The following is a 25,164-nucleotide window of genomic DNA, read 5'->3' as shown; positions in this document are numbered from 1 at the left end:
GCCCCTCACGGCACCCTGGAAGCCGCCGGGGACGCCGGCGGCGTCAGCCCGAGCCGACCGCCCTGACGAGCCCGGGAGCGGCCGCACACAAAAAGAGATCGCGCTGGACCCGGCGGAGTCCAGCGCGATCGATGACGTACCCGGGTGGAGCGGGTGTGGGGCCTGTTGGGGCAGGCACCGCGTCGTATGAAGCTGTGTGCAGCGGGGGTGAAGCAGGTCCAGCTGGTGCTGCAATGCGGGCGTTCTCGGGTTGGGGGCCCCGAAAACAGCCTGGTTATGCGGTTGTTCAGGCCTCGCTGCGCTGCTGCGGAATACCCGCGAGCAGTGCGCGGACCTCAGCCTCGCGGTAACGCCGGTGTCCTCCGAGCGTGCGGATGGACGTGAGCTTGCCTGCCTTGGCCCAACGGGTGACCGTCTTCGGGTCCACGCGGAACATCGTGGCAACCTCGGCAGGGGTCAGCAGCGGCTCGGCGTCAGGGGTGCGAGCGGTCATGAGCGGCCTCCTCGGGAGAACCGAACCATCACGGTTCTTTCCTCTAAATTCTGCACCTTGACCCGCGTTGCCCGAAATGGCGGACGCGGGCCGAGTCGGTTATAGGACGAACGGCTTGTCCTCGGCACTACAACTACACCATCTGTCCAGCCACGTCGGCCAAACCGATGGAATTGCCCTCTCAGGTGTTCAACCTCGGCGGAAGCCGATGGACCGTGCCATAGCGGACAGTCACTCGACCGTGACGATCAGTCACAACGCGACCAGTCCCCACGAGACCCCTCAAGGAGCGCAATACCGATCTATCCGCCCTTAGTTGGACGGAAGGAGCCCGGGTCGGGCTCCTTGTCCTATTTTGACACGAGGGTGTGCCTTGCTAGCAAGACCCGAAGTCAGTGCTTTAGGTCACGCTTGGGGCAATCGCCCGGTTAAGGACCTACGTCCCTTACCGCCCAACCACCAAGAGGCGAACAGGGTGCCACCGCACCACGAACCTCCGGCAACTGAGGGCCCTCAGCTGGCGAACTGCCGCTCGCGCACCGCACGCCAGCGCTGAGAAAGCTTCTCGTACGCGACCCCGGCCCGCTCGCCGTCCCCCTCGCGCAGCGCCGCCAGCCCCTCCGCCACCTCGGCGGCGGAACGGTCCTCGGCGAGCTGCTCCTCGGGCACCGCGTGCACCAGCCCTCCGTAGTCCAGCTCCACGAGCGAGCGCGGATGGAATTCCTCGAGCCAGCGCCCCACATCTACCAGGCCGTCGATCAGCGGCCCCTCTTCCAGGGCGTCCCGCAGCGTGCGCAGTCCCCGCGCGACCCGGCGCCTGGCCTGGACCATCGGCGTCCGGTAACGCAGCAGGGGCCCGTGGTCACCCTTCGTGTACTCGCGCTCGTCGTCGTCGAAGAGCACGAACCAGCGGACCGGGACGTGCCAGGCCGCGCCGCGGATCCAGGGCCGGGCGTCCGGGTTGCGCTCGCGCCACCGCTCGTAATCGGTCGCCGCCTGCCGGCGCACCACCGGGGGCAGCGCGGCGTCCAGCACCGACGCCGGCAGCAGCTCCTCCAGGCCCTCCAGGGCCTGCCAGCCGCGCAGCCGGGTCCGCCACGGGCAGACGCAGGTCACCTCATTCACCACGGCGACGAAGGCGTCCGCGCTCTCGTGCACCGGCACCGGCACCGGCGGGGTCGGCAGCAGATCGGCCAGCGCCCGGCGCTGCTCGTCCTGGGCGGTGGGGGTGTCGTCCCGTTTGGCGTAGCGGGCCCAGTGGGAGCGTTCCGGTTCGGGGAACGCTGCCAGCGGCTCATAGACCCGTAGATACGCCATGTACGGGACCCTCACCGACGACGCCACGGCCACGCCCGCTCCTCCAAAGGGAAGTCCCTGCCGAAGCTCCCGGACGCGTTCCGGGGCCTCGGCCGGCCTGCGATACGACCAGATCGTCCCACGTCCGTCCCCCGGGAGAGGGTGATCCTCGGCACCTGACGGATCAACCGGCCCGGCAGGTCTTACGCTCTTTTCAACCGGCCCTCCCCACCCGTAGGAGGGCGTCCTTCGCGACTTATGGGAGTCACCACAGTGACTGACGTACGTCCGGCCCCCGCCGGCACCGACGGCGGCGTTCTGCACACCCTCTTCCGGTCCGAGCAGGGCGGCCATGAGCAGGTCGTTCTCTGCCAGGACCGGGCCAGTGGCCTCAAGGCGGTGATCGCCGTCCACAGCACCGCGCTGGGCCCCGCGCTGGGCGGCACCCGCTTTCACGCGTACGCCTCCGAGGAGGAGGCCGTGCTGGACGCGCTGAACCTGTCGCGCGGCATGTCCTACAAGAACGCCCTCGCGGGTCTGGACCACGGCGGCGGCAAGGCCGTGATCATCGGTGACCCCGATCTGGTCAAGACCGAGGAACTCCTGCTCGCCTACGGCCGGTTCGTGGCCTCCCTCGGGGGCCGCTACGTCACCGCCTGCGACGTCGGCACGTACGTCGCCGACATGGACGTCGTCGCCCGTACGAACAAGTGGACCACCGGCCGCTCCCCCGCGAACGGCGGCGCCGGCGACTCCTCGGTGCTGACCGCCTTCGGTGTCTTCCAGGGCATGCGCGCCTCGGCCCAGCACGCCTGGGGCGATCCGACGCTGCGCGGCCGCAAGGTGGGCGTCGCGGGCGTGGGCAAGGTGGGGCACCTCCTCGTCGAGCACCTCCTCAAGGACGGCGCCGAGGTCGTGATCACCGACGTCCGCACCGAGTCGGTGGCCCGGGTCGTCGCCGACCACCCGCAGGTCACCGTGGTCGCGGACACCGAGGCGCTGATCCGCACCGAGGGCCTGGACGTCTACGCGCCGTGTGCGCTGGGCGGTGCGCTGAGCGACGACTCGGTGCCGGTGCTGACCGCGAAGGTGGTGTGCGGCGCGGCCAACAACCAGCTCGCGCACCCCGGCGTCGAGAAGGACCTGTCCGACCGCGGCATCCTCTACGCGCCCGACTACGTCGTGAACGCCGGCGGCGTGATCCAGGTCGCCGACGAGCTGCACGGTTTCGACTTCGACCGCTGCAAGACCAAGGCGGCGAAGATCTTCGACACCACGCTGGCGATATTCGCTCGTGCGAAGGCCGACGGCATTCCGCCGGCCGCGGCCGCCGACCGCCTGGCCGAAGCGCGCATGGCGGAGGCGCGGCACGCCTGACCGAACCCCGCCACCGGCGCAGCCATTCGGCCTTGTCGGCCGGAAACACAGCCTTGCGCGACCCGCCACGGGCGGCGGGGGGAGACATCCCTCACCACCCGTCGGCGGGTCGCCGTACAGGACAGGTTAAAATCGCAGTTGACCAGCGGGGACGGGGCGCCTTGCCGGTCGTGCCGAGCGGCGGGTGATGCGGGCGACGTACCGTATGGCCGCGGAAGCAGGTACCGTTAAAGCCCTACGGGCCGGTCTCTCTGTCGAGAGCCCGCTCTGATCCATGAACGCGTGTCAAGACTCTGGGGCCATCGGGCCCCGTCATCGAGGGGGTCGACCCATGGGGCGCGGCCGGGCCAAGGCCAAGCAGACAAAGGTCGCCCGCCAGCTGAAGTACAGCAGCGGTGGGACGGATCTCTCACGACTGGCCGACGAGCTGGGTGCAACGCAGTCGAACCAGCAGCCTCCGAACGGGGAGCCGTTCGAGGATGACGAGGACGACCCGTACGCACGGTACGCAGAGCTGTACAACAAGGACGATGACGACGAGGACGAGGGCGACTCGTCCCAGCAGCGTCGTCGCGCCTGACCGTTCTGCGCGCTCACGGCACCCATAACAGCATTACGGACCCGGTCCTGGCTCTTGCCCGGACCGGGTTCTGTGCTGCCCGGAAGTCCGCGCCCGTCCGGTGATGCGGCGGTGCGGCGGTGATCACCGGGACGGCGGCCGCGCCGGCGGGTGCCGGGGCGGCCGCGGGTACTCCCCCGGCCGACGCCGGGGGCACGCTCACCCATGGCCCGTGCGGGGCCATGGGGGATCGTCCGTTCAGCTCGCGTAGTCACCGGTCAGGGTCACAGCCTCTGCGTGAGCGCCGCGCTCGACGATCTCACCGCTGACCCAGGCGTCCACCCCGCGGTCCGCCAGCGTGGTCAGGGCGGCCTCCACCGACTGCTGCGGGACGACGGCGACCATGCCGACACCCATGTTCAGGGTCTTCTCCAACTCCAGGCGCTCGACCGAGCCGGCCGTGCCGACCAGGTCGAAGACCGGGCCGGGCGTCCAGGTGGAGCGGTCGACCGTGGCGTGCAGGCCGTCCGGGACGACCCGGGCGAGGTTGTTGGCCAGACCGCCGCCGGTGATGTGCGAGAACGCGTGCACCTCGGTCGTGCGGGTCAGCGCCAGGCAGTCCAGCGAGTAGATCTTGGTGGGCTCCAGGAGCTCCTCGCCGAGCGTGCGGCCGAACTCCGGAACCTCCTGGTCCAGGGCCATGCCGGCGCGGTCGAAGAGCACGTGGCGGACGAGTGAGTACCCGTTCGAGTGAAGTCCGGAGGACGCCATCGCGATCACCGCGTCGCCCGTTCGGATACGTTCCGCGCCCAGCACCCGGTCCGCCTCGACGACGCCCGTGCCGGCGCCGGCGACATCGAACTCGTCCGCGCCCAGCAGCCCGGGGTGTTCCGCGGTCTCGCCGCCGACCAGCGCGCAGCCGGCCAGCACACAGCCCTCGGCGATGCCCTTGACGATCGCGGCGACCCGCTCCGGGTAGACCTTGCCGACGCAGATGTAGTCGGTCATGAACAGCGGCTCGGCGCCGCAGACGACCAGGTCGTCGACGACCATGCCGACGAGGTCGTGGCCGATGCTGTCGTAGACGCCCATCTTGCGGGCGATGTCGACCTTCGTGCCGACGCCGTCGGTGGCCGAGGCCAGCAGCGGCCGCTCGTAGCGCTTGAGGGCGGAGGCGTCGAAGAGGCCGGCGAAGCCGCCGAGGCCGCCGACGACCTCGGGGCGGGTGGCCTTCTTCACCCACTCCTTCATCAGGTCCACGGCGCGGTCGCCGGCCTCGATGTCGACGCCCGCGCTCGCGTAGCTGGCACCAGTGTCTGCAGTGGACATGGCAGAGAACTTTCGTGTCGTGTGTGTACGAGCTCTACGGGCGACGCAGCGCGTCGGCGCCGCCGACCCCGGCCGTGAGCGTCTGGACGCCGTCCACGTCGGACGTCGTCGGGGCCGCGGCCTCCGCCTCCAGGAGGTGCTTGCCCAGCAGCTCCGGGTCGGGCAGCTCCATCGGGTACTCGCCGTCGAAGCAGGCACGGCAGAGGTTCGGCTTGGCGATCGTGGTCGCCTCGATCATGCCGTCGATGGAGATGTACGCGAGCGAATCGGCGCCCAGCGACTTGCCGATCTCGTCCACGCTCAGCCCGTTGGCGATCAGCTCCGCACGGGTGGCGAAGTCGATGCCGAAGAAGCACGGCCACTTGATCGGCGGCGACGAGATCCGGATGTGGACCTCGGCGGCACCGGCCTCGCGCAGCATCCGGACCAGCGCGCGCTGGGTGTTGCCGCGGACGATCGAGTCGTCGACGACCACCAGGCGCTTGCCGCGGATGACTTCCTTGAGCGGGTTGAGCTTGAGGCGGATGCCGAGCTGGCGGATGGTCTGCGAGGGCTGGATGAAGGTCCGGCCGACGTAGGAGTTCTTGACCAGGCCCGAGCCGTAGGGGATGCCACTGGCCTCGGCGTACCCGACGGCCGCCGGGGTACCGGACTCCGGCGTCGCTATCACCAGGTCCGCGTCCGCGGGCGCCTCGGCGGCCAGCTTGCGGCCCATCTCCACGCGGGAGAGGTAGACGTTGCGGCCGGCGATGTCGGTGTCCGGGCGGGCGAGGTAGACGTACTCGAAGACGCAGCCCTTGGGGCGGGCCTCGGCGAAGCGGCTGCTGCGCAGCCCGTCCTCGTCGATGGCGACCATCTCACCGGGCTCGATCTCCCGGATGAAGCTGGCACCGCAGATGTCGAGGGCGGCGGTCTCGGAGGCGACCACCCAGCCGCGCTCCAGCCGGCCGAGGACCAGCGGGCGGATGCCCTGCGGGTCGCGGGCGGCGTAGAGCGTGTGCTCGTCCATGAAGCAGAGCGAGAAGGCGCCCTTGACCTTCGGCAGGACGCGCGGCGCGGCCTCCTCGACGGTCAGCGGCTTGCCGTCCTCGTCGACCTGGCCGGCCAGCAGGGCCGTCACCAGGTCGGTGTCGTTGGTCGCCGCGACCTGGGTCGCCCGGCCGCCCTCGCGGGGCAGCGCGGCGACCATCTCGGCCAGCTCGGCGGTGTTGACGAGGTTGCCGTTGTGGCCGAGCGCGATCGAGCCGTGCGCGGTGGCACGGAACGTCGGCTGCGCGTTCTCCCACACCGAGGCACCGGTGGTGGAGTAGCGGGCATGGCCCACGGCGATGTGGCCCTGGAGGGAGCCGAGGGAGGTCTCGTCGAAGACCTGGGAAACCAGGCCCATGTCCTTGAAGACGAGGATTTGGGAGCCGTTGCTCACTGCGATGCCCGCGGACTCCTGTCCACGGTGCTGCAGCGCGTACAGCCCGAAATAGGTGAGTTTGGCGACCTCTTCACCCGGAGCCCAGACACCGAAGACGCCGCAAGCGTCCTGGGGGCCCTTCTCGCCGGGGAGCAGGTCGTGGTTGAGTCGTCCGTCACCACGTGGCACGCCCCCGAGTCTAGGGCAGGTCGCGCATTCATCCGAACCGGGGATGCCCGCGGATCTGGATGAGTGCATGAATGACGCCGGGGGCCTGCTTGACGTGGCCACGGCCACCCGAGCGCGATTCCCGCCCCTCGCGGAGCCCACACCCCTTGGCGCGCCTGGCACGTCACCGGCCACCCGGCCTCGCGCGACGCCCCCGACGGCACCGCCGGGCCGCCCGCGCCCGCGTCGCCGACGCCCTCTGCCGCTGCGCATCAGTGACGTAGCTGCAGGTGACGGCGGACCCAGCGGGATCTTCCACGCCACCCCTCTGAGCTGGCCTTTCACCGCCTCCTCGCGGCCTATCGACAGCCGCCCGGAATGCCCCTTACGCGTCGTACGCGGCCTATGCCGGATGTCGGCCCCGGTCGTCCGGTGTGAGATACGCGACGCCGCCGCGGCCGCCCCGCTCCGGCTCAGCGAAGCAGTGGCAGGTAGCCGCCGAGGTCGGCCCGCTCGCCGCCGGCGTGCACGGTCGCCGCGGCCAGCTCGACGTCCCACGTCGTACGGCCGGTGGCCAGGCGGATCCAGGTGAGCGGGTCGGTCTCGACGACGTTCGGCGGGGTGCCGCGGGTGTGCCGGGGCCCCTCGACGCACTGCACCACGGCGAACGGCGGCACCCGCACCTCGACCGACCCGCCGGGCGCCTTGGCCGCCAGCGCGTCGGCCAGCAGCCGGGTGGTGGCGGCCAGGGCCTGGCGGTCGTACGGGATCTTCGTGCCGGTCGCCGCCGCCAGGTCGTCGCCGTGCACGACGAGTTCGAGGCAACGGGTGACCAGATAGTCCCCGAGTCGCATCGCACCGGGCCGTACAGCCAGCAGGCGGTCGTCGGGCAGCCCGGAGACGAGCCGCTCGAACTCGTCGGCGGTGCGGGCCAGCAGCTCCGCCGGATCGTCGCCGGCGGCCAGTTCACGGGTGCGCTCGTCGATCGCGGCGGCGAACGGCTCGGACGCGAACGGGTACTCCTGCAGGGTGGCCTCCGCCTGCGACGGCGCCGGCAGCTCCAGGCTGCGCGCCACGCTGCCCATGGCCATGGACAGGTGCGCCACCAGCTCCCGCACCGTCCAGTCCCCCAGCCGGGTCGGCAGCGCGTACTGCTCGGCCGTCAACTCCCCCACGGCCGTGCGCACATGGGCGAGCTGCGCGGTGACGGCGGCACGGGTCCTGGCGGGGTCGTAGCTGCGGGTGCGGGACGTACCGCGGGCGGAAGACATGGTGCCGAGGCTACTGGGGCCGCGGCCCCGCGCGCCGCCGAATTCATGGCAGGAGCCGCGGCCCGCACCGTACGTGCGGACCGCGGCTCCGTCCGGGCGATCAGGCGATCAGGCCCGGGATGGTGCTCTCGTGCGCCTGCCGCAGCTCGCTCAGCGGAATGCTGAACTGGCCCTGGACGTCGATCTCCGCACCGTCGACCACGCCGATGCGGGTGGCCGGCAGCCCCCGCGCACCGCACATGTCGGTGAAGCGGAGCTCCTCGCTGCGCGGGACGGCGACGACCGCGCGGCCCGCCGACTCGGAGAACAGCAGGACGAACGGGTCCTGGCCGTCGGGGACGACCACGCGGGCGCCCTTCCCGCCGCGCAGGCAGGACTCCACCAGCGCCTGGATCAGACCGCCGTCGGACAGGTCGTGCGCGGCGTCGATCATGCCGTCGCGCGAGGCGGAGATCAGGACCTCCGCGAGCAGCTGCTCACGAGCCAGGTCGACCTGCGGCGGCAGACCGCCGAGGTGGTCGTGGACGACCTGCGACCAGGCCGAACCGCCCAGCTCCTCGCGGGTGTCGCCGAGGAGGTAGAGCAGCTGGCCCTCCTCGGAGAACGCGATCGGCGTGCGGCGGTTGACGTCGTCGATGACACCGAGCACCGCGACCACGGGGGTCGGGTGGATGGCCACCTCACCGGTCTGGTTGTAGAGCGAGACGTTGCCGCCGGTGACCGGCGTGCCGAGGGTCTGGCAGGCGTCCGCGAGACCGCGCGTGGCCTCGGCGAACTGCCACATCACCGCCGGGTCCTCGGGCGAGCCGAAGTTCAGGCAGTCGGAGACCGCCAGCGGCTTGGCACCGGAGGCGGCGACATTGCGGTACGCCTCGGCCAGCGCCAGCTGCGCGCCCGTGTACGGGTCGAGCTTGGCGTAGCGGCCGTTGCCGTCCGTGGCGAGCGCGACGCCGAGGTTGGTGTCCTCGTCGATGCGGACCATGCCGGCGTCCTCCGGCTGTGCGAGGACGGTGTTGCCCTGCACGAACCGGTCGTACTGGTCGGTGATCCACGCCTTGGACGCCTGGTTGGGCGAGGCCACCAGCCGCAGGACCTGCGCCCGCAGTTCGTCCGCGGTCGCCGGCCGGGGCAGCTTGCCCGCGTCGTCGGCCTGGAGGGCGTCCTGCCAGTCCGGGCGCGCGTACGGGCGCTGGTAGACCGGGCCCTCGTGGGCGACGGTGCGCGGCGGTACGTCGACGATCTGCTCGCCGTGCCAGAAGATCTCCAGCTGCGAGCCGTCCGTCACCTCACCGATGACGGTGGCGATGACGTCCCACTTCTCGCAGATCTCCAGGAAGCGGTCGACCTTGCCGGGCTCGACGATCGCGCACATCCGCTCCTGCGACTCGCTCATGAGGATTTCCTCGGGCGAGAGGGAGGAGTCACGCAGCGGCACGGTGTCCAGCTCGACGCGCATACCGCCGGAACCGGCCGAGGCCAGCTCGCTGGTGGCGCAGGACAGTCCGGCACCGCCGAGGTCCTGAATGCCGTCGACCAGGTCTTCCTTGAAGATCTCCAGGGTGCACTCGATGAGCAGCTTCTCCTGGAAGGGGTCACCGACCTGGACGGCGGGGCGCTTGGTGGGCTTGCTGTCGTCGAACGTCTCGGACGCCAGGACCGAGACGCCGCCGATGCCGTCGCCGCCGGTGCGGGCGCCGTAGAGGATGACCTTGTTGCCGGCGCCGGACGCCTTGGCGAGGTGGATGTCCTCGTGCTTCATGACGCCGATGCAGCCGGCGTTGACCAGCGGGTTGCCCTGGTAGCAGGCGTCGAAGACGACCTCGCCGCCGATGTTGGGCAGGCCCAGGCAGTTGCCGTAGCCGCCGATGCCGGCCACCACGCCCGGCAGCACGCGCTTGGTGTCGGGGTGGTCGGCGGCGCCGAACCGCAGCGGGTCGACGACGGCGACCGGGCGGGCGCCCATCGCGAGGATGTCGCGGACGATGCCGCCGACACCCGTGGCCGCGCCCTGGTAGGGCTCGATGTAGCTGGGGTGGTTGTGCGACTCGACCTTGAAGGTGACCGCGTAACCCTGGCCGACGTCGACGACACCGGCGTTCTCGCCGATGCCGACGAGCAGCGCGTCGTTCTCGGGGGCCTTCTCGCCGAACTGCTTGAGGTGGACCTTGCTGCTCTTGTAGGAGCAGTGCTCGGACCACATGACGGAGTACATGGCGAGTTCGGCGCCGGTGGGCCGGCGGCCGAGGATCTCGCGGATGCGCGCGTACTCGTCCTTCTTCAGGCCCAGTTCGGCCCAGGGCTGCTCGACGTCGGGCGTCTCGGTTGCGTGCTTGACGGTGTCGAGAGTCATGCGTTGACCAGCTTCTTCAGGATCGAGGTGAAGAATCCGAGGCCGTCGGTACGACCCGTACCGATCAGCGGCTCGACGGCGTGCTCGGGGTGCGGCATCAGGCCGACGACGTTGCCCGCCTCATTGGTGATGCCGGCGATGTCGCGGAGCGAGCCGTTGGGGTTGCCGTCCAGGTAACGGAAGGCGACCCGGCCCTCGGCCTCCAGCATGTCGAGCGTGCGCTCGTCGGCGACGTACCGGCCGTCGATGTTCTTCAGCGGTACGGAGATCTCCTGGCCGGCCGTGTAATCCGTGGTCCAGGCGGTGTCCGCGTTCTCCACCCGCAGCTTCTGGTCGCGGCAGATGAAGTGCAGGTGGTTGTTGCGCAGCATGGCGCCGGGCAGCAGGTGGCTCTCGGTGAGCACCTGGAAGCCGTTGCAGATGCCGAGGACCGGCATACCGGCCTTCGCCTGCTCGATCACGGTCTCCATCACCGGCGAGAACCGGGAGATGGCCCCGGCCCGCAGATAGTCGCCGTAGGAGAAACCGCCGGGCAGCACCACGGCGTCGACCTGCTTGAGGTCCTTGTCGCGGTGCCACAGCGGCACCGCCTCTGCGCCGGCCACCCGCACCGCGCGCTGGGTGTCGCGGTCGTCGAGTGTGCCGGGGAAGGTGATGACTCCGATCCGCGAGGTCATGAGTCGACCCGCACGGTGAAGTCTTCGATGACGGTGTTGGCGAGGAAGGTCTCGGCCATCTCGTGGATGCGAGCGAGGGCGGCCTCGTCGACCGGACCCTCCACCTCGAGTTCGAAACGCTTGCCCTGACGGACGTCGGCGATCCCCTCGAAGCCCAGGCGTGGCAGTGCGCGCTGCACCGCCTGGCCCTGCGGGTCGAGGATCTCCGGCTTGAGCATGACGTCGACTACGACGCGTGCCACTGGCACTCCCGGTGGTGTGGTGCGTAAGGCGGTGTCATCACAGTACCGTGTTCGAAAATCTACGCGCATAGATATCCTGGCCGTCCGATCACGGCCCGGTATCGGCAGGAGTGGACCGCTGGAAAAATCCTCGAAAAGATCCGGAGTCCGGATTGCGGGAAGACACGCTGACGAAATTAACTGGGCTTCACAATGCAATGCCCATCGCTGTACAAATGAAAAAGCATTGATCCCAATCAGCCGGATCCGGAGCATCACTCCACGTCAACACGGGGTTGCTCCACGAAAGGACCGATATCCGTGGCGCAGCGCGTAGTAGTAACGCTCTCCGATGACATCGACGGAGGAGCAGCCGCAGAGACGGTCACCTTCGGATTGGACGGGAAGTCGTACGAGATCGACCTCAATCCCGCCAATGCGAAGAAACTGCGCGGCGCACTCGCCCCCTTCGTCGAGGCCGGCCGCAAGCGGGCGAAGTCCGGCAAGGCGTACCACCGGACCGCGGTGACCCCCGATCCCGCGGCCGTCCGCGCCTGGGCCCGCTCGAACCAGATGGACGTCCCGCCGCGCGGCCGGATCCCGAAGAAGGTCTACGAAGCCTTCAACGCCGCCAACCGCTAACGGATTTGCCGGCGTCCCTCGGGCCGGGCGCAGCCGACTTGCACAGCACCCCTACTGATCAGCTAGAGTCTGGAGCACGCCGAGGGGCGAGGCCGGAAGGCCGGACCTCACGGAGTCACGCGGGTGTAGCTCAGTAGTAGAGCGCCCTCTTTCCAAGAGGGAGGCGCAGTGTGCAATCCCTGTCACCCGCTCTGACAGTCTCGACCAGTCCATTGGATCAGGTAGAGTAGCTGTCGCGCCGCCCGGTGAAAGCCGAGTGGATGCCTGCGGACGTAGCTCAGTTGGTAGAGCGCAACCTTGCCAAGGTTGAGGTCGCGAGTTCGAGCCTCGTCGTCCGCTCAGAAACAGAAGGCCCCGGTCATCACGACCGGGGCCTTCTGCATTTCCCGGCACCCGGCACCGCCCGCGTGCCCTTACCCGCTCTTCGATCATCGGCAACTGACATTTGTCATCGGCCGTGATGACAGCGCGCACTGCCCGGAATCCCGGACCGGCGAAACGCTGTGAGCATGGACATCGGGGAGAAAAGCGCCGGGGGCGCGAGGCACAGCGGCGCGGGATCCGACGCCGACGTGATCGACGTCACGGGACTGCGCAGGACGTACGGCGGCGGGCGGGCCCGGCCGGACCGGAACGAGCGAGGACGGGGCGAGCGGGGACGGGGCGAGCGGGGCGAGCGGGGCGGCCGGGTGCGGCCGGGCGGACGGCCGGGGTTCGAGGCCGTGCGGGGGGTCGACTTCTCGGTCAAGCGCGGGGAGCTGTTCGCGCTGCTGGGGACCAACGGGGCCGGCAAGACCTCCACTCTCGAACTGCTGGAGGGGCTGGCCGCGCCGACGGCCGGGCGGATCCGGGTGCTGGGGCACGATCCGTTCCGCGAGCGGGCCAGGGTCCGGCCGCGGATCGGCGTGATGCTGCAGGAGGGCGGGTTCCCGTCCGACCTGACCCCCGAGGAGACGGCGCGGATGTGGGCCGGGTGCACCACCGGGGCCCGGCCGGTCGACGAGGCGCTTCGCCGGGTGGGGCTGGAGCGGCGCAAGGACGTACGGGTCAAGCAGCTGTCCGGCGGTGAGCGGCGGCGGCTGGACCTGGCGCTGGCGCTGCTGGGCGACCCGGAGGTGCTGTTCCTGGACGAGCCCACGACCGGGCTGGACACCGAGGCCCGGCACGAGACCTGGGCGCTGGTCCGTGAGCTGCGCGACAGCGGCGCCACGGTCGTCCTGACCACGCACTACCTGGAGGAGGCCGAGGAGCTGGCGGACCGGCTGGCGATCCTGCACGAGGGGCGGATCGCGGCGGCCGGACGGGTCGCGGACGTCGTCGCCGCGCACCCCTCGCACCTCTCTTTCGAGCTGCCCGACGGCTTTCACCTCGGGGATCTCCCCCCGCTGGCGGAACTGGGCGTCACCGGTCACGAGACGGCCGGGCGGACGGTCCGGCTGCGGACGGACGAACTCCAGCGGGCCGCGACCGGGGTGCTGGTCTGGGCGCGGGAGAAGGGGATTGCGCTGCACCGGCTGGACGTCCGACCGGCCTCTCTGGAAGAGGCATTTCTGCAGATTGCAAAGGGGCTGGAGAAGGCATGAGGGCAAGCGTGCGGGAAGCGGACGGCAATCGGCGTACCGGCGGCGGAGCGGAAATCGGTACCGCGGCGCGGCTACTCTCCCTGGGGCGGGCCGAGTTGACACTCCTCGGCCGCAACAAGTCCGCGCTGTTCACGTCGTTGGTCATCCCCGTCGCCATGGCCCTGGCCATGAAACAGGCGGTCGAGGGAATGCCGCTGGCCCGGGCCGGACTCTCGGTCGAAACGGTGCTGCTGCCGGCCACTCTGGGATATGTCCTGGTGTTCGCCGTCTACTCCGGCCTCACCGGCGCCTATGTCGCCCGGCGCGAGGAACTCGTCCTCAAACGGCTGCGGACCGGAGAGCTGCGGGATCTGGAAATTCTCGCCGGGACGGCGCTGCCCGCGGTGTTCCTGGGGCTGGCCCAGTGCGTCCTCCTGGTGGTCCTGGGCGGGCTGGTGCTGGACACCGGCCTGCCGACGGCGCCGCATCTGCTGATCGCCGGGCTGGTCCTGGGCATGGTCACGGTCGTCGGGTGTGCGGCGGCGTCCTCGCGCCTGGCCGGGTCGGCGGAGGCCGCGCAGCTGGCCGTACTCCCCTTCATGGCGGTGTCGTTGGCGGGTTCCGGCATGGTCGTGCCGCTCGACGTCCTTCCGGACCGGGTGGCCGGGGTCCTCGAACTGCTGCCGCTGTCACCGGCGATGGCGCTGATCCGGGCCGGCTGGACGGGCGGCGGGACGGCCCACGACACCCTGGGGCAGCTGCTCACCGGGTTGGCCTGGAGCGGGCTCGCCCTGTTTGCTGTGCAGCGGTGGTTCCGGTGGGAACCACGGCGCTAGGACGAGCGGTACGGCGGGGACGGGGGCGGCGGATGATCCGGCGGGTACGGGCGGGGTGGCAGCGGCGGAGCCATATGGGCCGGGTCGACGCGTACTTCCGCTGGACGCTGTACGCCGTTCCCTGGATCTCGCTGCTCGGCGGGGTGGGACCCGTCATGGGCGGCGCGGCGGGCACCCCCACGGCGGTCACCCTGGTCGGCGCCCTCGCGGGGCTGACCGTGCTGCACGGCGGGCTGGCGGCACCGCTGTTGAGCCGCTCCCTGAACCGCTACCTCACCCGGGGCGCGACCCCGCGCCGGCTGCTGCTCGCCTCGGCGGCGCTCGCGCTGCTGGCCGAGTTCCTGCTGTTCACGCTGGTCAGGGTGCGGGGACTGGCCGGCCAGGACGGCCTGAGTGCGGCGGTGCTGGCGATGGGCGGGGCGGTCACCCCGTTCTTCATGGCGTACTGCCTGGTGGTCGCCAAGCGGGTGTTCCTGGCGGCGCTGGGCGGCGCCGCGGTGGCGCTGGCGTTGCTGATGGGGCTGTTCACGGGGGTGTGGGGGAGCTCGCTGGGCCTGGCGGTCCTGCTCGTGTGCGCCGGTGTGTGGAGCTTCGTGATCGCCCGGCCGACGGGCTGGCTGCTCGCGGTGATCGGGAAGCTGGACGCGGCGCACAGCACCGAGACCCGCCTCGCGGTCGCCGAGGAACGGCTGCGGTTCGGACGGGACCTGCACGACGTGATGGGGCGGAATCTGGCGGTGATCGCGCTGAAGAGCGAGTTGGCCGTGCAGCTGGCGCGGCGGGAGCGGCCGGAGGCGGTGGCGCAGATGGTGGAGGTGCAGCGGATCGCGCAGGAGTCGCAGCGGGAGATCCGCGAGGTGGTGCGCGGCTACCGGAAGGCGGATCTGCGGGCGGAGCTGGCCGGCGCCCGTTCGATCCTGCGCGCGGCCGGCGTCGACTGCCGCATCGACGGCGAGGAGGACATCCGGCTGCCGGCGGAGGTGGAGTCGGCGCTCGGCTGGGTGGTCCGCGAGGGCACCACCAATGTCCTGCGGCACGCGCCCGACGTCCGCAGGTGTGCGCTGCGGGCCCGGATCGACGCGGAGCGCTCGGTGCTGGTGATGACCATGGAGAACGACGGGGTCGGCGGTGTCCCGGCCGGGGCGGCCGGGACCGGCTCCGCCCCCGGGAGCGGCCTGAAGGGGCTGCGGGAACGGCTCCACCCGCTGGGCGGGGCGCTGACCGCGGGCCCGGGCCCGAAGGGGTCGTTCCGGCTGACGGTCGAGCTGCCGGTGGCCGGTGCGGCGGTGGCGGGATGACGGAGGCGAGGGGGGACGGGGTGATCCGGGTGCTGCTGGCGGACGACGAGCATCTGATCCGGGGGGCGCTGGCGGCGCTGCTGTCGCTGGAGGACGATCTCCAGGTGGTCGCGGAGGCCGCGTCCGGGCCGGAGGCGCGGGCGATGGCCCGGGCCCACGAACCGGACGTGGCGGTGCTGGACCTGCAGATGCCGGGGGCGGACGGTGTGGCGGTGGCCACATCGCTGCGGGCCGAGGTGCCGGGGTGCCGGTCCATGATCGTGACGAGTCACGGGCGGCCGGGGCACCTCAAGCGGGCCCTGGAGGCCGGGGTCCGGGGGTTCGTCCCCAAGACCGTGTCGGCGCAGCAGCTGGCGGAGATCATCCGGACCGTCCACGCCGGAAGCCGTTACGTGGACCCGGAGTTGGCGGCGGACGCGATCAGCGCCGGGGAGTCGCCGCTGACGGCCCGGGAGGCGGAGGTGCTGGAACTCGCCGAGGCCGGGGCGCCCGTCACGGAGATCGCTGAGCGGGCCGCGCTGTCGCCGGGGACGGTGCGCAACTACCTGTCGGCGGCGACCGCGAAGCTGGGTGCCGAGAACCGCCATGCGGCGGCGCGCCTCGCACGCCGGCGCGGTTGGCTATAGTGGTCCCCGCACCGCGCGGCGGCGACTGGTTCCAGGAGCCCGGCACGGAGCATGCGGACGTAGCTCAGTTGGTAGAGCGCAACCTTGCCAAGGTTGAGGTCGCGAGTTCGAGCCTCGTCGTCCGCTCCGCGTGAAGGACCCCGGTCGGTGACCGGGGTCCTTTTCGTTGTCCGGGCCCGCCGTCCGGGCCCGGGGCGCGGGCCGGCCCTACGACCAGCTGAGGCCGGTGAGGCGCTCGTACGCCTCCAGGTACTTGGCGCGGGTCGCCTCGACGATCTCCTGCGGGAGGGCCGGCGGCGGCTGCTCGCCCGTACGGTCCCAGGCCGCGGCCGGCGAGGTGAGCCAGTCGCGGATGAACTGCTTGTCGAAGGAGGGCTGGGCGCGGCCCGGCTCCCACTGGTCGGCGGGCCAGAAGCGCGAGGAGTCGGGGGTGAGGACCTCGTCGCCGAGGGTCAGCACGTGCTCGCCGTCGGGGCGCTCGTCGAAGCCGAACTCGAACTTGGTGTCCGCCAGGATCAGGCCGCGCTCGCGGGCGATGTCGCGGGCCCGGCCGTAGACGGCGAGGGTGGTCCGGCGCAGCGCGGCGGCGACGTCGGCGCCGACCTGGCGGGCGGTCTCCTCGTAGGAGACGTTCTCGTCGTGGTCGCCGACGGCGGCCTTGGTGGCCGGGGTGAAGATCGGCGACGGCAGCTCGGAGCCGTTGGTGAGGCCCTCGGGCAGGGCCAGCCCGCAGACCGTACGGGACCGGTCGTATTCGACGAGGCCGGAGCCGGCGAGGTAGCCGCGGGCCACGCACTCGACGGGCACCATCCGCAGCGACTTGCAGACCAGGGTGCGGCCCTCCCAGTCGGCGGGGGCGCCGGCCGGGACGTCGTCGGACAGGACGTGGTGCGGGACGAGGTCGGTGAGCTGGTCGAACCACCACAGGGACAGCCGGGTCAGCACCCGGCCCTTGTCGGGGATCTCGGTGGGGAGCACCCAGTCGTAGGCGGAGGTGCGGTCGCTGGCGACCATGACCAGGTCGCCGTCGGCGTTCCGGTAGAGGTCGCGCACCTTGCCGGTGTGCAGGTGGGTGAGCCCCGGAACCTCCACGGGCTCAGGCTTTTCTACAAAACCGGACACGCTTCCTCCGCGTAGGTTGATCCAGGAATCGCTGTCGATTCTCCCGTATGCGGAAGGGTGGCGTCCCCCGGGGGCCGGGCAGCTGCCCGGCCCCCGTACGGGCGGGCCTCAATCGCGTTTGCAGATGCGGTCGAGGAGGTTGGCGGTGGCGCGCTGGACGCGTTCGTCGACGTGGCCGGGGCGGTCCAGGGCGGGCGACCAGGCGAACGTGCCGGAGGCGAAGACCAGGGCGCCGCTGGGTGCGCGGTACAGGGAGGTCTCCTGGTGGCGGCGGGTGCCTTCGCTGTCGCGGTACGGGGAGTGCGCGAGCAGGATGCGGTGGGTGTGATCGGGGAGGGCGGTGCGCGGGAAGTAGCGGTCGGCCTCGCCGGCGACCAGGCCGGGGATCTCGTCGCCCTCGTGCGCGCCGGTGGCCTCCCACAGCCAGTGGTCGCCGTTGCGGACGACCAGCGGGGCCGGTTCGGGGACCCGGCCGGCGTACTGGATGCCCATCAGCCGCTGCTCGGGGTCGCCGGCCTCGCGCCAGAGGGCGGGCCGGCCGGGGCCCTGGCGCTTGCGGCAGTTGAGCAGGGAGTGCGGGCCGGAGGGCGTCGGGGAGAGGTCGACCTGCCAGTACATGGTGTTGGCGGAGAGGAAGACCAGGGAGGTGCCGGTGTCGCGGGCGCGCTCGACGGTGCGGCGCATCGGCACCGACCAGTACTCGTCGTGGCCGGGGAAGACCAGGCCGCGGTAGCGGGACGGGTCGACCCGGCCGGCGTGCAGGTCGCGGGCGTCGGCGTAGGCGAGGTCGTAGCCGTAGCGCTCGGCCCAGCGGATGAAGTCGTAGGCGTGGCCGACGTGCAGGGGGAGGCCGGCGCCGGCGTAGGGGCGGTCGAAGGAGACCGTGGTGGCGGCGTCCTGCTCGCCGAGCAGGGCGCCCTTCTCGTCCCAGGCGTGGTAGAGGCTGGCGCCCGTACGGCCGTCCTCCGGGTAGAGGTTGTACGCCTGCCAGGTGATGTCGGGCAGCAGCAGGAGCAGGTCGGCGGGGTGGTCGTCGCGGACCGTGAAGGGGATGTGGGAGCGGTAGCCGTCGGCGGTGGTCAGGACCGCGACGTACGCGCCGAGGTTCCAGAACGTGGGGACCTGGAGGCGCCAGGACAGCCACCAGTGGTGGCAGGAGACCGTGCGGCCGGCGGTCAGCGGGTCGGGCTGGACGATGCCGGACAGCCGCGGGCTGGTGGTGATCTTGGCGGCGCCGACGCCGCCGTAATGGCCGATGCGGTAGACGTCGATGCTGAACGGCTGGGGCGGGTCGACCGAGACCCGGAAGTCGATCGCCTCGCCGGGGGCCACCGCGCCGGTGCTCGCGAAGCCCTTGATCTGGCCGTGCACGTCATCGGCGGTACGGGGGCCGTTGTGCTTGTGGGGGGCGGGCTGGGGCAGACCTCCCTGGGCGACGGCGGGGTCGACGTACCAGGGGATGATGTGGCCGGAGTCGAAGTAGTTCTCGCTGCCGCGCAGCCAGGGCAGCGGGCCCTGCCCGAACGGGTCCGTGACCGCGTGGGCGAGGGCGCCCGATTCCCAGCGCCTGATCTGTTCCGTCGCCACCTTCCACTCCCCTCCCGCGTCCCCCAGCGGCCGCGGCCGATCGGGCCGCTGTCACGTCCGGCTGAGCGAGCCCGGCCATCCCCCAGCACATCACATTACGCACTCACTTCGTCACCCTTCGTCGTGAATTTAGGGCCCGACTCCCCCGAAGTGCGAACTGGAAGGGAACATTCAGCCGGGGTCGCGAAGCCTTGCGGGTGACGGGTCCGGCCGGGTGTTCGCAGGTCGGGGGCTCCGCCGGGACCCGGACGGGGCGACGCCCCGACGCGCGCACGGACCCGCGGTCCGGCTCATACCAGCCGGACCGGCTTGTCGGGACGGACACCGACCGTCGTCAGCCAGCCGCGGAGCGGTTCCGCGTCACCGTCGTCGACCAGGCTGAGCACCGTGCGGCCGAGGTCGGCCCGGCGGGCGCCGCCGACCAGCAGCGCCGGGCCGTCGAGCCAGTCCAGTCCGGGAGCGGCGCCGGCGGTGTCGACGGCGGCGCAGCAGACCATCGCGGTCACGTGGTCGGCGAGCAGCTCCCGGCCCGTGCGGGGCGGCTGGAGCGGGAACAGCGGCAGGCCGCCCTCGGGGGTGCCGTCGACCCAGCCCGCGTCCGCCGGCGCGCCCGGCGCCGCGCCGCCGCGGGCGGCCTGGCGGGCGGCCTCCTCGCGCTCCTCGCGCTCGACCTCGGCGCCCAGCCGGGCGGCTACGAGGTCGCCGGCGCGCGCGTCGTGGGCGAGCCGGTCGATGACCCGGGCCAGGGTCGGGCCCGGCGGCGCCACGGGCTCGTCGTCGCGGGGGTCCGCCGGGCGGGTGCCCGCGGGCGTACGGCTCGGGGTGCTGGCGTACGACAGCGTCGGGGCAGCGGACTCGGGGGCGGGGGCGGCCGGCAGCGCGGTCGCCGGGAGGGCGTCGAGAACGCGGAGGAGCCGGGCGGCCTCCAGGCGCCACTTCCGGTCCACGACCTCTTCCGGGTACTGCTGCCAGCCGACCGGGGACCAGTCGGGCCCGGGCTCGGCCGGGCCGCCGTGGAAGAGGCGGGCGGCCAGCAGGGAGGCGGCGCGGTCGATGGCGCCCGGCTCCTCCAGGAGGTCGCAGGCGGGGCGCTCGCCCAGCCGGGAGGCGAAGCCGTCGGCGAGGCGGTCGCGGCGGGAGAGCTCGGTCAGCGCCGAGACCACGCCGGCGTCCAGCCGGGAGGGCCAGCGGCCCATCCGCCAGGCGGGCAGCGCGACCCGGGTCAGCAGCCGGTCCCAGCCCGCGTACGCCAGGCCGACCTGTTCCTGGGCGACGATCCGCAGGCCGTAGTCGACGGTCCGGGCGCGCTCGGAGGCGGCGGCCGCGACCGCCCGCTCCATGATCGTGGCGTGCTCGCGGCAGGCGCGGAGCAGCAGCCGGGCCACCCGGCCGACGAAGCGGAGCGGGACGCCGCGCAGCGGGCCCCGGGGGCGGGCGGCGACCGCGACGGCGGCGTCCAGGCCGCGGATGAAGCGGCGGGCGGCCGCTATGTCCGGGTGCGCGGAGGGGCCGGTGCCGGCGACGACCGGCGCCAGCAGGGCGCGCAGCTCGGCGACCCGCATCCACCACAGGAACGGCGAGCCGATGACCAGGACCGGGGCGGTGGCCGCCCGGCGGTCCTCGGCGGTCCCGGAGCGCCGGGCGCGGCGCGGGGGGCCGTGGGCGCGGTGCGTACGGTCCTCCAGCCAGCTGTCGCAGTCCGGGGTGAGCGCTATGGCGGAGGGCGCCGGGACGTCCAGGCGGTCGGCGAGGTCGCGTACCAGGCGGTAGAGATCAGGAGCCGACTCCTCGGAGACGGGCACGGAGGGGCTGAGCGCGGGTCTGGCGCGCGCGACGACGAGCCCGACCAGCGCCGCCAGCAGCAGGCTGAGCAGCGCGAGGCCGCTCACGGCCCAGCGGACGGCCGCACCGGCGCCGCCCGCGCCGAAGTGGCCGGTCGCGCGGCCGGCGAAGAGCACCACCGCCACGGCGGTCGGCAGCAGCGCCACCGCCAGCGCCGTGCCGCGGATCCGCAGCACGGCGAGGGCGCGGGCACGCGCCGCCAGGACGCCTGTTTCCGGACTTGCCACGAGCCTGTACACCCCCTGCTGTCCTGATGGAGCCGGACGGAGAGAACACGGGACGGACGCCTTCGAACATTGCGTGTGGTGCGAGCGAGCTCACCCACCACCACTGTGGCACCGGCCACTGACATCGCAATGCCGGTGAGCCACTTGCCGGACGTCGCCGCGGTGACCGTGCCGCGGAACGGCACGGCGACCGCAGGACGCTTGCGCGGCACCCTAGTTGGGGGTGTTGGCCCCGTCAGCCGGAATCTGGCGTGGTCACTCGATGGAATGGCTTTGGGCAAAGCCGGGAACCCGGCGCGGGGGTGGTGTGAGCCGGGTGCGGTGCGTGTGGCATATGCGGCTTACGCCCTATGCGCCCTGGTTCCCCGCTGCCGCGTCCGCGACCTTGGCGGCGATGTCCGTACGGTGCTGGGAGCCGTCCAGGGAGATCCGCTCCACGGCCCGGTAGGCGCGCTGCCGGGCGGTGGTGAGGTCGCCGCCGGTGGCGGTGACCGACAGCACGCGGCCGCCGGCGCTGAGCACCGCGCCGGAGTCGTCCCGCCGGGTGCCGGCGTGCAGCACGTACGCGCCCGGGGCGTCCTGGGCGGCGACCTCGTCGAGGCCCTCGATGGGGTCGCCGGTGCGCGGGGTGCCGGGGTAGTTGTGCGAGGCGATGACGACGGTGACGGCCGCGTCGTCGCTCCAGCGCAGCGGCGGCAGCGCGGCGAGGTTGCCGGTGGCGGCGGCGCGCAGCAGGCCGCCGAGCGGGGTCTTGAGGCGGGCGAGGACGACCTGGGTCTCCGGGTCGCCGAAGCGGGCGTTGAACTCGATCACCCGCACCCCGCGCGAGGTGATGGCGAGGCCGGCGTAGAGCAGCCCGGAGAAGGGGGTGCCGCGGCGGCGCAGCTCGTCGACGGTGGGCTGCAGCACGGTGGCCATGACCTCGTCGACCAGCTTCGGGTCGGCCCACGGCAGCGGGCTGTACGCGCCCATGCCGCCGGTGTTGGGGCCCTGGTCGTCGTCGTAGGCGCGCTTGAAGTCCTGGGCGGGCTGGAGCGGGACGACGGTCTCGCCGTCGGTGATCGCGAAGAGCGAGACCTCCGGGCCGTCGAGGAACTCCTCGATCACGACGCGGTCGCAGGCCAGCGCGTGGGCGCGGGCGGCCTCGACGTCCTCGGTGACGACGACGCCCTTGCCGGCGGCCAGGCCGTCGTCCTTGACGACGTACGGCGCGCCGAACGCGTCCAGGGCTTCGTCGATCTCTTCCGCGGTGGTGCAGACGTAGCTGCGGGCGGTCGGCACGGCCGCGGCGGCCATCACGTCCTTGGCGAACGCCTTGGAGCCCTCCAGCTCGGCAGCCCGGGCCGAGGGGCCGAAGACCGGGATGCCGCGCTCGCGCACGGCGTCCGCGACGCCCGCCACGAGGGGGGCCTCGGGGCCGACGACGACCAGGTCGGCCTCCAGGCCGGTGGCGAGTTCGGCGACGGCCCGGCCGTCGAGGGCGTCGACCCTGTGCAATTCGGCCACCTCGGCGATGCCGGCGTTGCCGGGAGCGCAGTGCAGCGCGGTGACGTCGGGGTCGAGGGACAGAGAGCGGCACAGGGCGTGTTCGCGGGCGCCGCCGCCGATGACGAGGACCTTCACGGTGGCAGCCTAGACGAACGCACCAGAACGCCGGACGTCGGCCTTGCCCCGATCGCACAAGGTCGGTGCCGCGGCCGGAAACCGCCGGGGGTCGCCGGAGCCTCCCGCGGCGCCACCGGAGGCCGCCCGGTCCCGCCCCGCCGTCCCCTCGCCGCCCCGCCCGCAACCCTTTCGGGTGAGACACCCCCTGTCCCCCCGTCCCGCCCCGCACCACTTCTGGGCGGAAATAACGGGATCTTGGGGGCGAGGCCAGTCTTTCGGCGGTAGGAAGGGGGCTGCGCGCAACGGCCGTCCCGCATGTCCCGCGCGCACCGGACGTATCCACACAGAGCGCAGAGAAGGAGTGCAGGGGTGAGCCAGCCCGAGATGCAGCCCGAGGGACCCCCTCGGGAGGGCGGCCGCCCCGCTCGCCGGTACGGGACCCGTGGCCACGGCCGACGGGACCTCGCGGGGCGGGCCTTCCCGCCCGGCGGCTGGGGCGACCCGGCCGGCCGGCTGGACGCGCTCTACCTGTGGACCGAGGAGGGCGCGCTGCGCGCCGCCGACTGGTATCTGCACGACCGACTGGCCAAGCGCCGCGGCGCGCGGGCGCTGCGGCTGGGCGCCGCGGCCGGGGTGACGGTGGGCGGGGCGCTGCCGCTGCTGGACCTCGCCGGGGTCTGGGACCGCGGGGCGCCCTGGGGCTGCCTGTCGCTGCTGCTGGCGGCGGTGTGCGTGGGCTGTGACCGGTACTTCGGGGTGACGGCCGGCTGGATGCGGGACCTGGCGACCGCCCAGGCGATCCACCGGCGGCTGGAGGCCCTGCAGTTCGACTGGGCGGCGGAGGGCGTGCGCGAGGTGCTGGGGCCGACCGAGGGCACGGCCGCCGAGGCGGCGGAGCGCTGCCTGGCGGCGCTGCGGCGGTTCAACGAGGACCTCGGCGAGCTGGTGCGGACCGAGACGGCCGACTGGATGACGGAGTTCCGGGCCGGGCCGGTGCCGCAGGCCACCCAGGCGATGGTGCCGTGGGCGGCGCCGCGGCACGAGGGGGCCGGCCCGCCGGGGCGGTACGCCGTACCGCACCGCACCCGGCCGAACATGCCGCGCCAGCGGCCGCCCGAGCAGGGCCGCTGAACCACGGGTTCCGTGCCCCGCGCGGCACCCGCCGTCAGCTGAAGACGATCATGGAGCCCTGGCCCAGGCTCTTGGTGGCGGCCGCGTGCAGGCCGAGCCACACATGGCGCTCCCGGGCGAACGGACCGTCGTCCAGGGGCGCCGCGCCCGACCGCTCCTCCAGAGAGGTGGGGCCGGCCGGCGGCGCGGGCGCGGCCGGCGGATTGGCCGGATCGATGCCCAGGGATGGCGCGACGAGTTCCAGATCGCGCAGCAAACCGTGCGACGAGCCCAACGGGCCGCCGCCTTCCAGGAGTTCGTCGTTGGCGAGCGGGTGCGGGAAGTCGACCGGTACGTACGCGCCCGCGTGGTCGTAGTGCCACACCAGGTGGGACTGCTGCGCGGTGGTCTCGAACATCTCCAGCAACTGCTCGTAGTCGCCGCCCAGTTCGTCGACCGGCGTCACCTCCAGGCCGCACAGGCGCAGGAGGTAGGCGCGGCGCAGGAAGTGCAGCGCGTCGTAGTCGAAGCCGGCGACGGGCGCCACGTCACCCGACAGGCCCGGCATGTAGCTGAAGACCGGGACCGGCGGCAGTCCGGCCTCCGTCAGGGCCTTGTCGTAGGCGGCGATCTCCTCGGAGAACGGGTTGTCGGGGCTGTGGCACAGCACATCGACGAGGGGTACCAGCCACAGGTCACATGCCACGGGTGAGAACTCGCTTCCGGTCGGGGACGGGGACACCGGCGCACGAACGCTTACGGGAACGGACCGTTACGGCCGAGTCGGGACAGCGTAGTGCCCGCCGCGCCATCCGACGAGAGCGGGCGTTACCCGATGAGAGCGAGCGAGTGCTCGTTGTACTCGGCGATCAGACGCTGGGCCGCGGGCAGGTCGTGGCGGATCAGCGCGTCGGCCAGCGCGCAGTGGTCCTGCCACAGGTGGCCCCGCAGATCGGGGACGCGACGCAGCTGCGGTACCGCGAACATCCAGGTCTGCACGCGGATGCGGTCCAGGAAGTCGCTGATGTAGGCGTTGTTCACGATGCTGCTGAGTTCGCGCCAGAACCGCAGGTCGTAGCCGATCAGGACGTCCAGGTCGCCGGCCCGCGCGGCCCGCTCGGCCTCGTCGGCGCGGCGCCGGATGGAGATCAGTACCTCGGCGGGGGTGGCGCGCAGCGCGGGCCCGGCGCCGCTGCGGAAGATCCCCTCGATGATCAGGGTGCGGGCCTCGACCATGGCGCGGAAGTCATCGGCGGTGAAGGCGTGCACCTTGAAGCCGCGGTGCTGTTCGACGTCGAGCAGGCCCTGGGCGCACAGGTCGAGCAGCGCCTCGCGCACCGGCGTCGCGGAGACGCCGTACTGCTCGGCGATCTCCTTGACGGTGAAGGGGTGGCCGGACGGCAGCCGGCCCGCCAGCACCTCGTCGCGCAGGGCGTCGGCGATCTGCTGGCGCAGGGTGCTGCGACGTATGACTGAGCTGTCTCCGCCGGCGGCCATCGTGTGCGTCTCCTTCGACGTCCGTGACCGCGCGGGTGGGAGCGGCCCCCGCCCACGATAGGCG

At 72.2% G+C, this 25,164-nt stretch carries 22 protein-coding genes and 3 tRNA genes; 11 read left to right on the top strand and 14 right to left on the bottom strand.

Annotated elements, in window-relative coordinates:
- Positions 1-286: 286 nt before the first annotated feature.
- Positions 287-493 (bottom strand): developmental transcriptional regulator BldC, encoded by a 207-nt coding sequence (bldC, locus tag SL103_RS01280; protein WP_003949541.1) that lies wholly within the window; start codon positions 491-493, stop codon positions 287-289.
- A 513-nt stretch (positions 494-1,006) separates the two neighbouring features.
- Positions 1,007-1,843: a hypothetical protein gene (locus tag SL103_RS01275; RefSeq protein ID WP_069566934.1), complete on the bottom strand. Its 837-nt coding sequence runs from the start codon at positions 1,841-1,843 to the stop codon at positions 1,007-1,009.
- A gap of 204 nt (positions 1,844-2,047) precedes the next feature.
- Here SL103_RS01275 and SL103_RS01270 point away from each other — a divergent pair, with 204 nt between their 5' ends.
- Together SL103_RS01270 and SL103_RS01265 are read left to right on the top strand one after the other, a co-directional pair.
- Positions 2,048-3,166 (top strand): Leu/Phe/Val dehydrogenase, encoded by a 1,119-nt coding sequence (locus SL103_RS01270; RefSeq protein WP_099055370.1) that lies wholly within the window; start codon positions 2,048-2,050, stop codon positions 3,164-3,166.
- 331 nt (positions 3,167-3,497) lie between these two features.
- The gene (locus SL103_RS01265; protein ID WP_069566932.1) at positions 3,498-3,746 is read left to right on the top strand and encodes a DUF3073 domain-containing protein; all 249 of its coding nucleotides are present in this window, start codon (positions 3,498-3,500) and stop codon (positions 3,744-3,746) included.
- A gap of 237 nt (positions 3,747-3,983) precedes the next feature.
- On the opposite strand, the gene purM is transcribed toward SL103_RS01265, so the two are convergent.
- From purM to purS, 6 genes are all read right to left on the bottom strand, one after another.
- Entirely contained in the window at positions 3,984-5,054 is a 1,071-nt protein-coding gene (purM, locus tag SL103_RS01260; protein ID WP_069566931.1) for a phosphoribosylformylglycinamidine cyclo-ligase, read from the bottom strand.
- A gap of 34 nt (positions 5,055-5,088) precedes the next feature.
- Positions 5,089-6,648, bottom strand: coding sequence for an amidophosphoribosyltransferase (purF, locus tag SL103_RS01255; RefSeq protein ID WP_069566930.1), 1,560 nt, complete (start codon positions 6,646-6,648; stop codon positions 5,089-5,091).
- Positions 6,649-7,100: 452 nt separating this feature from the next.
- Complete coding sequence (locus SL103_RS01250) at positions 7,101-7,898, bottom strand: maleylpyruvate isomerase family mycothiol-dependent enzyme (RefSeq protein WP_069566929.1); 798 nt, start codon at positions 7,896-7,898, stop codon at positions 7,101-7,103.
- Between the two features lie 100 nt (positions 7,899-7,998).
- Entirely contained in the window at positions 7,999-10,248 is a 2,250-nt protein-coding gene (purL, locus tag SL103_RS01245) for a phosphoribosylformylglycinamidine synthase subunit PurL (protein ID WP_069566928.1), read from the bottom strand.
- A complete protein-coding gene (gene purQ, locus SL103_RS01240) occupies positions 10,245-10,925 on the bottom strand; it encodes a phosphoribosylformylglycinamidine synthase subunit PurQ (protein WP_069566927.1) in 681 nt (226 codons plus the stop codon). The genes purL and purQ overlap by 4 nt, the downstream gene beginning before the upstream one ends.
- A complete protein-coding gene (gene purS, locus SL103_RS01235; RefSeq protein ID WP_042151546.1) occupies positions 10,922-11,167 on the bottom strand; it encodes a phosphoribosylformylglycinamidine synthase subunit PurS in 246 nt (81 codons plus the stop codon). Before purS ends, purQ begins: the two co-directional genes overlap by 4 nt.
- A 300-nt stretch (positions 11,168-11,467) precedes the next feature.
- On the opposite strand from purS, the gene SL103_RS01230 reads away from it, so the two are divergent.
- The 8 genes from SL103_RS01230 to SL103_RS01195 all read left to right on the top strand — a co-directional run bounded on the left by SL103_RS01230 (position 11,468) and on the right by SL103_RS01195 (position 16,236).
- Positions 11,468-11,788 carry a histone-like nucleoid-structuring protein Lsr2 gene (locus SL103_RS01230; protein WP_033268073.1) on the top strand — a complete coding sequence of 107 codons (321 nt, stop codon included), beginning with the start codon at positions 11,468-11,470 and terminating at the stop codon, positions 11,786-11,788.
- Positions 11,789-11,907: 119 nt separating this feature from the next.
- Positions 11,908-11,979: transfer RNA gene (locus SL103_RS01225), tRNA-Gly, on the top strand.
- Positions 11,980-12,054: 75 nt separating this feature from the next.
- A tRNA-Gly gene (locus SL103_RS01220) sits at positions 12,055-12,127 on the top strand.
- 170 nt (positions 12,128-12,297) lie between these two features.
- A complete protein-coding gene (locus SL103_RS01215; protein WP_244303815.1) occupies positions 12,298-13,371 on the top strand; it encodes an ABC transporter ATP-binding protein in 1,074 nt (357 codons plus the stop codon).
- Positions 13,368-14,186 (top strand): ABC transporter permease, encoded by an 819-nt coding sequence (locus tag SL103_RS01210; protein ID WP_079145502.1) that lies wholly within the window; start codon positions 13,368-13,370, stop codon positions 14,184-14,186. Before SL103_RS01215 ends, SL103_RS01210 begins: the two co-directional genes overlap by 4 nt.
- A 74-nt stretch (positions 14,187-14,260) precedes the next feature.
- Positions 14,261-15,484: a sensor histidine kinase gene (locus SL103_RS01205; protein WP_244303814.1), complete on the top strand. Its 1,224-nt coding sequence runs from the start codon at positions 14,261-14,263 to the stop codon at positions 15,482-15,484.
- The gene (locus tag SL103_RS01200; protein ID WP_069566925.1) at positions 15,481-16,110 is read left to right on the top strand and encodes a response regulator transcription factor; all 630 of its coding nucleotides are present in this window, start codon (positions 15,481-15,483) and stop codon (positions 16,108-16,110) included. The genes SL103_RS01205 and SL103_RS01200 overlap by 4 nt, the downstream gene beginning before the upstream one ends.
- Positions 16,111-16,163: 53 nt before the next feature.
- A tRNA-Gly gene (locus SL103_RS01195) sits at positions 16,164-16,236 on the top strand.
- Between the two features lie 81 nt (positions 16,237-16,317).
- On the opposite strand, the gene SL103_RS01190 is transcribed toward SL103_RS01195, so the two are convergent.
- The 4 genes from SL103_RS01190 to purD all read right to left on the bottom strand — a co-directional run bounded on the left by SL103_RS01190 (position 16,318) and on the right by purD (position 22,511).
- On the bottom strand, positions 16,318-17,232 hold the full coding sequence (locus SL103_RS01190) for a phosphoribosylaminoimidazolesuccinocarboxamide synthase (protein ID WP_079145501.1): 915 nt from the start codon (positions 17,230-17,232) through the stop codon (positions 16,318-16,320).
- Between the two features lie 108 nt (positions 17,233-17,340).
- Positions 17,341-18,819 (bottom strand): N,N-dimethylformamidase beta subunit family domain-containing protein, encoded by a 1,479-nt coding sequence (locus SL103_RS01185; protein ID WP_069566923.1) that lies wholly within the window; start codon positions 18,817-18,819, stop codon positions 17,341-17,343.
- 290 nt (positions 18,820-19,109) lie between these two features.
- Positions 19,110-20,888: a hypothetical protein gene (locus SL103_RS01180; RefSeq protein WP_069573251.1), complete on the bottom strand. Its 1,779-nt coding sequence runs from the start codon at positions 20,886-20,888 to the stop codon at positions 19,110-19,112.
- 348 nt (positions 20,889-21,236) lie between these two features.
- Positions 21,237-22,511: a phosphoribosylamine--glycine ligase gene (gene purD / locus SL103_RS01175; protein WP_069566922.1), complete on the bottom strand. Its 1,275-nt coding sequence runs from the start codon at positions 22,509-22,511 to the stop codon at positions 21,237-21,239.
- A gap of 351 nt (positions 22,512-22,862) precedes the next feature.
- Here purD and SL103_RS01170 point away from each other — a divergent pair, with 351 nt between their 5' ends.
- Positions 22,863-23,624, top strand: coding sequence for an SLATT domain-containing protein (locus SL103_RS01170; RefSeq protein ID WP_069566921.1), 762 nt, complete (start codon positions 22,863-22,865; stop codon positions 23,622-23,624).
- A gap of 34 nt (positions 23,625-23,658) precedes the next feature.
- On the opposite strand, the gene SL103_RS01165 is transcribed toward SL103_RS01170, so the two are convergent.
- Together SL103_RS01165 and SL103_RS01160 are read right to left on the bottom strand one after the other, a co-directional pair.
- Positions 23,659-24,309, bottom strand: coding sequence for a hypothetical protein (locus SL103_RS01165; protein ID WP_069566920.1), 651 nt, complete (start codon positions 24,307-24,309; stop codon positions 23,659-23,661).
- 122 nt (positions 24,310-24,431) lie between these two features.
- On the bottom strand, positions 24,432-25,100 hold the full coding sequence (locus SL103_RS01160) for a GntR family transcriptional regulator (protein WP_069566919.1): 669 nt from the start codon (positions 25,098-25,100) through the stop codon (positions 24,432-24,434).
- Positions 25,101-25,164: the final 64 nt, after the last annotated feature.

The sequence above is a fragment of the Streptomyces lydicus genome (assembly GCF_001729485.1).
Classification (GTDB): domain Bacteria; phylum Actinomycetota; class Actinomycetes; order Streptomycetales; family Streptomycetaceae; genus Streptomyces; species Streptomyces lydicus_D.
Note: the sequence above shows the minus strand (reverse complement) of the source record. Positions and strands in the feature narration are given on the sequence as shown.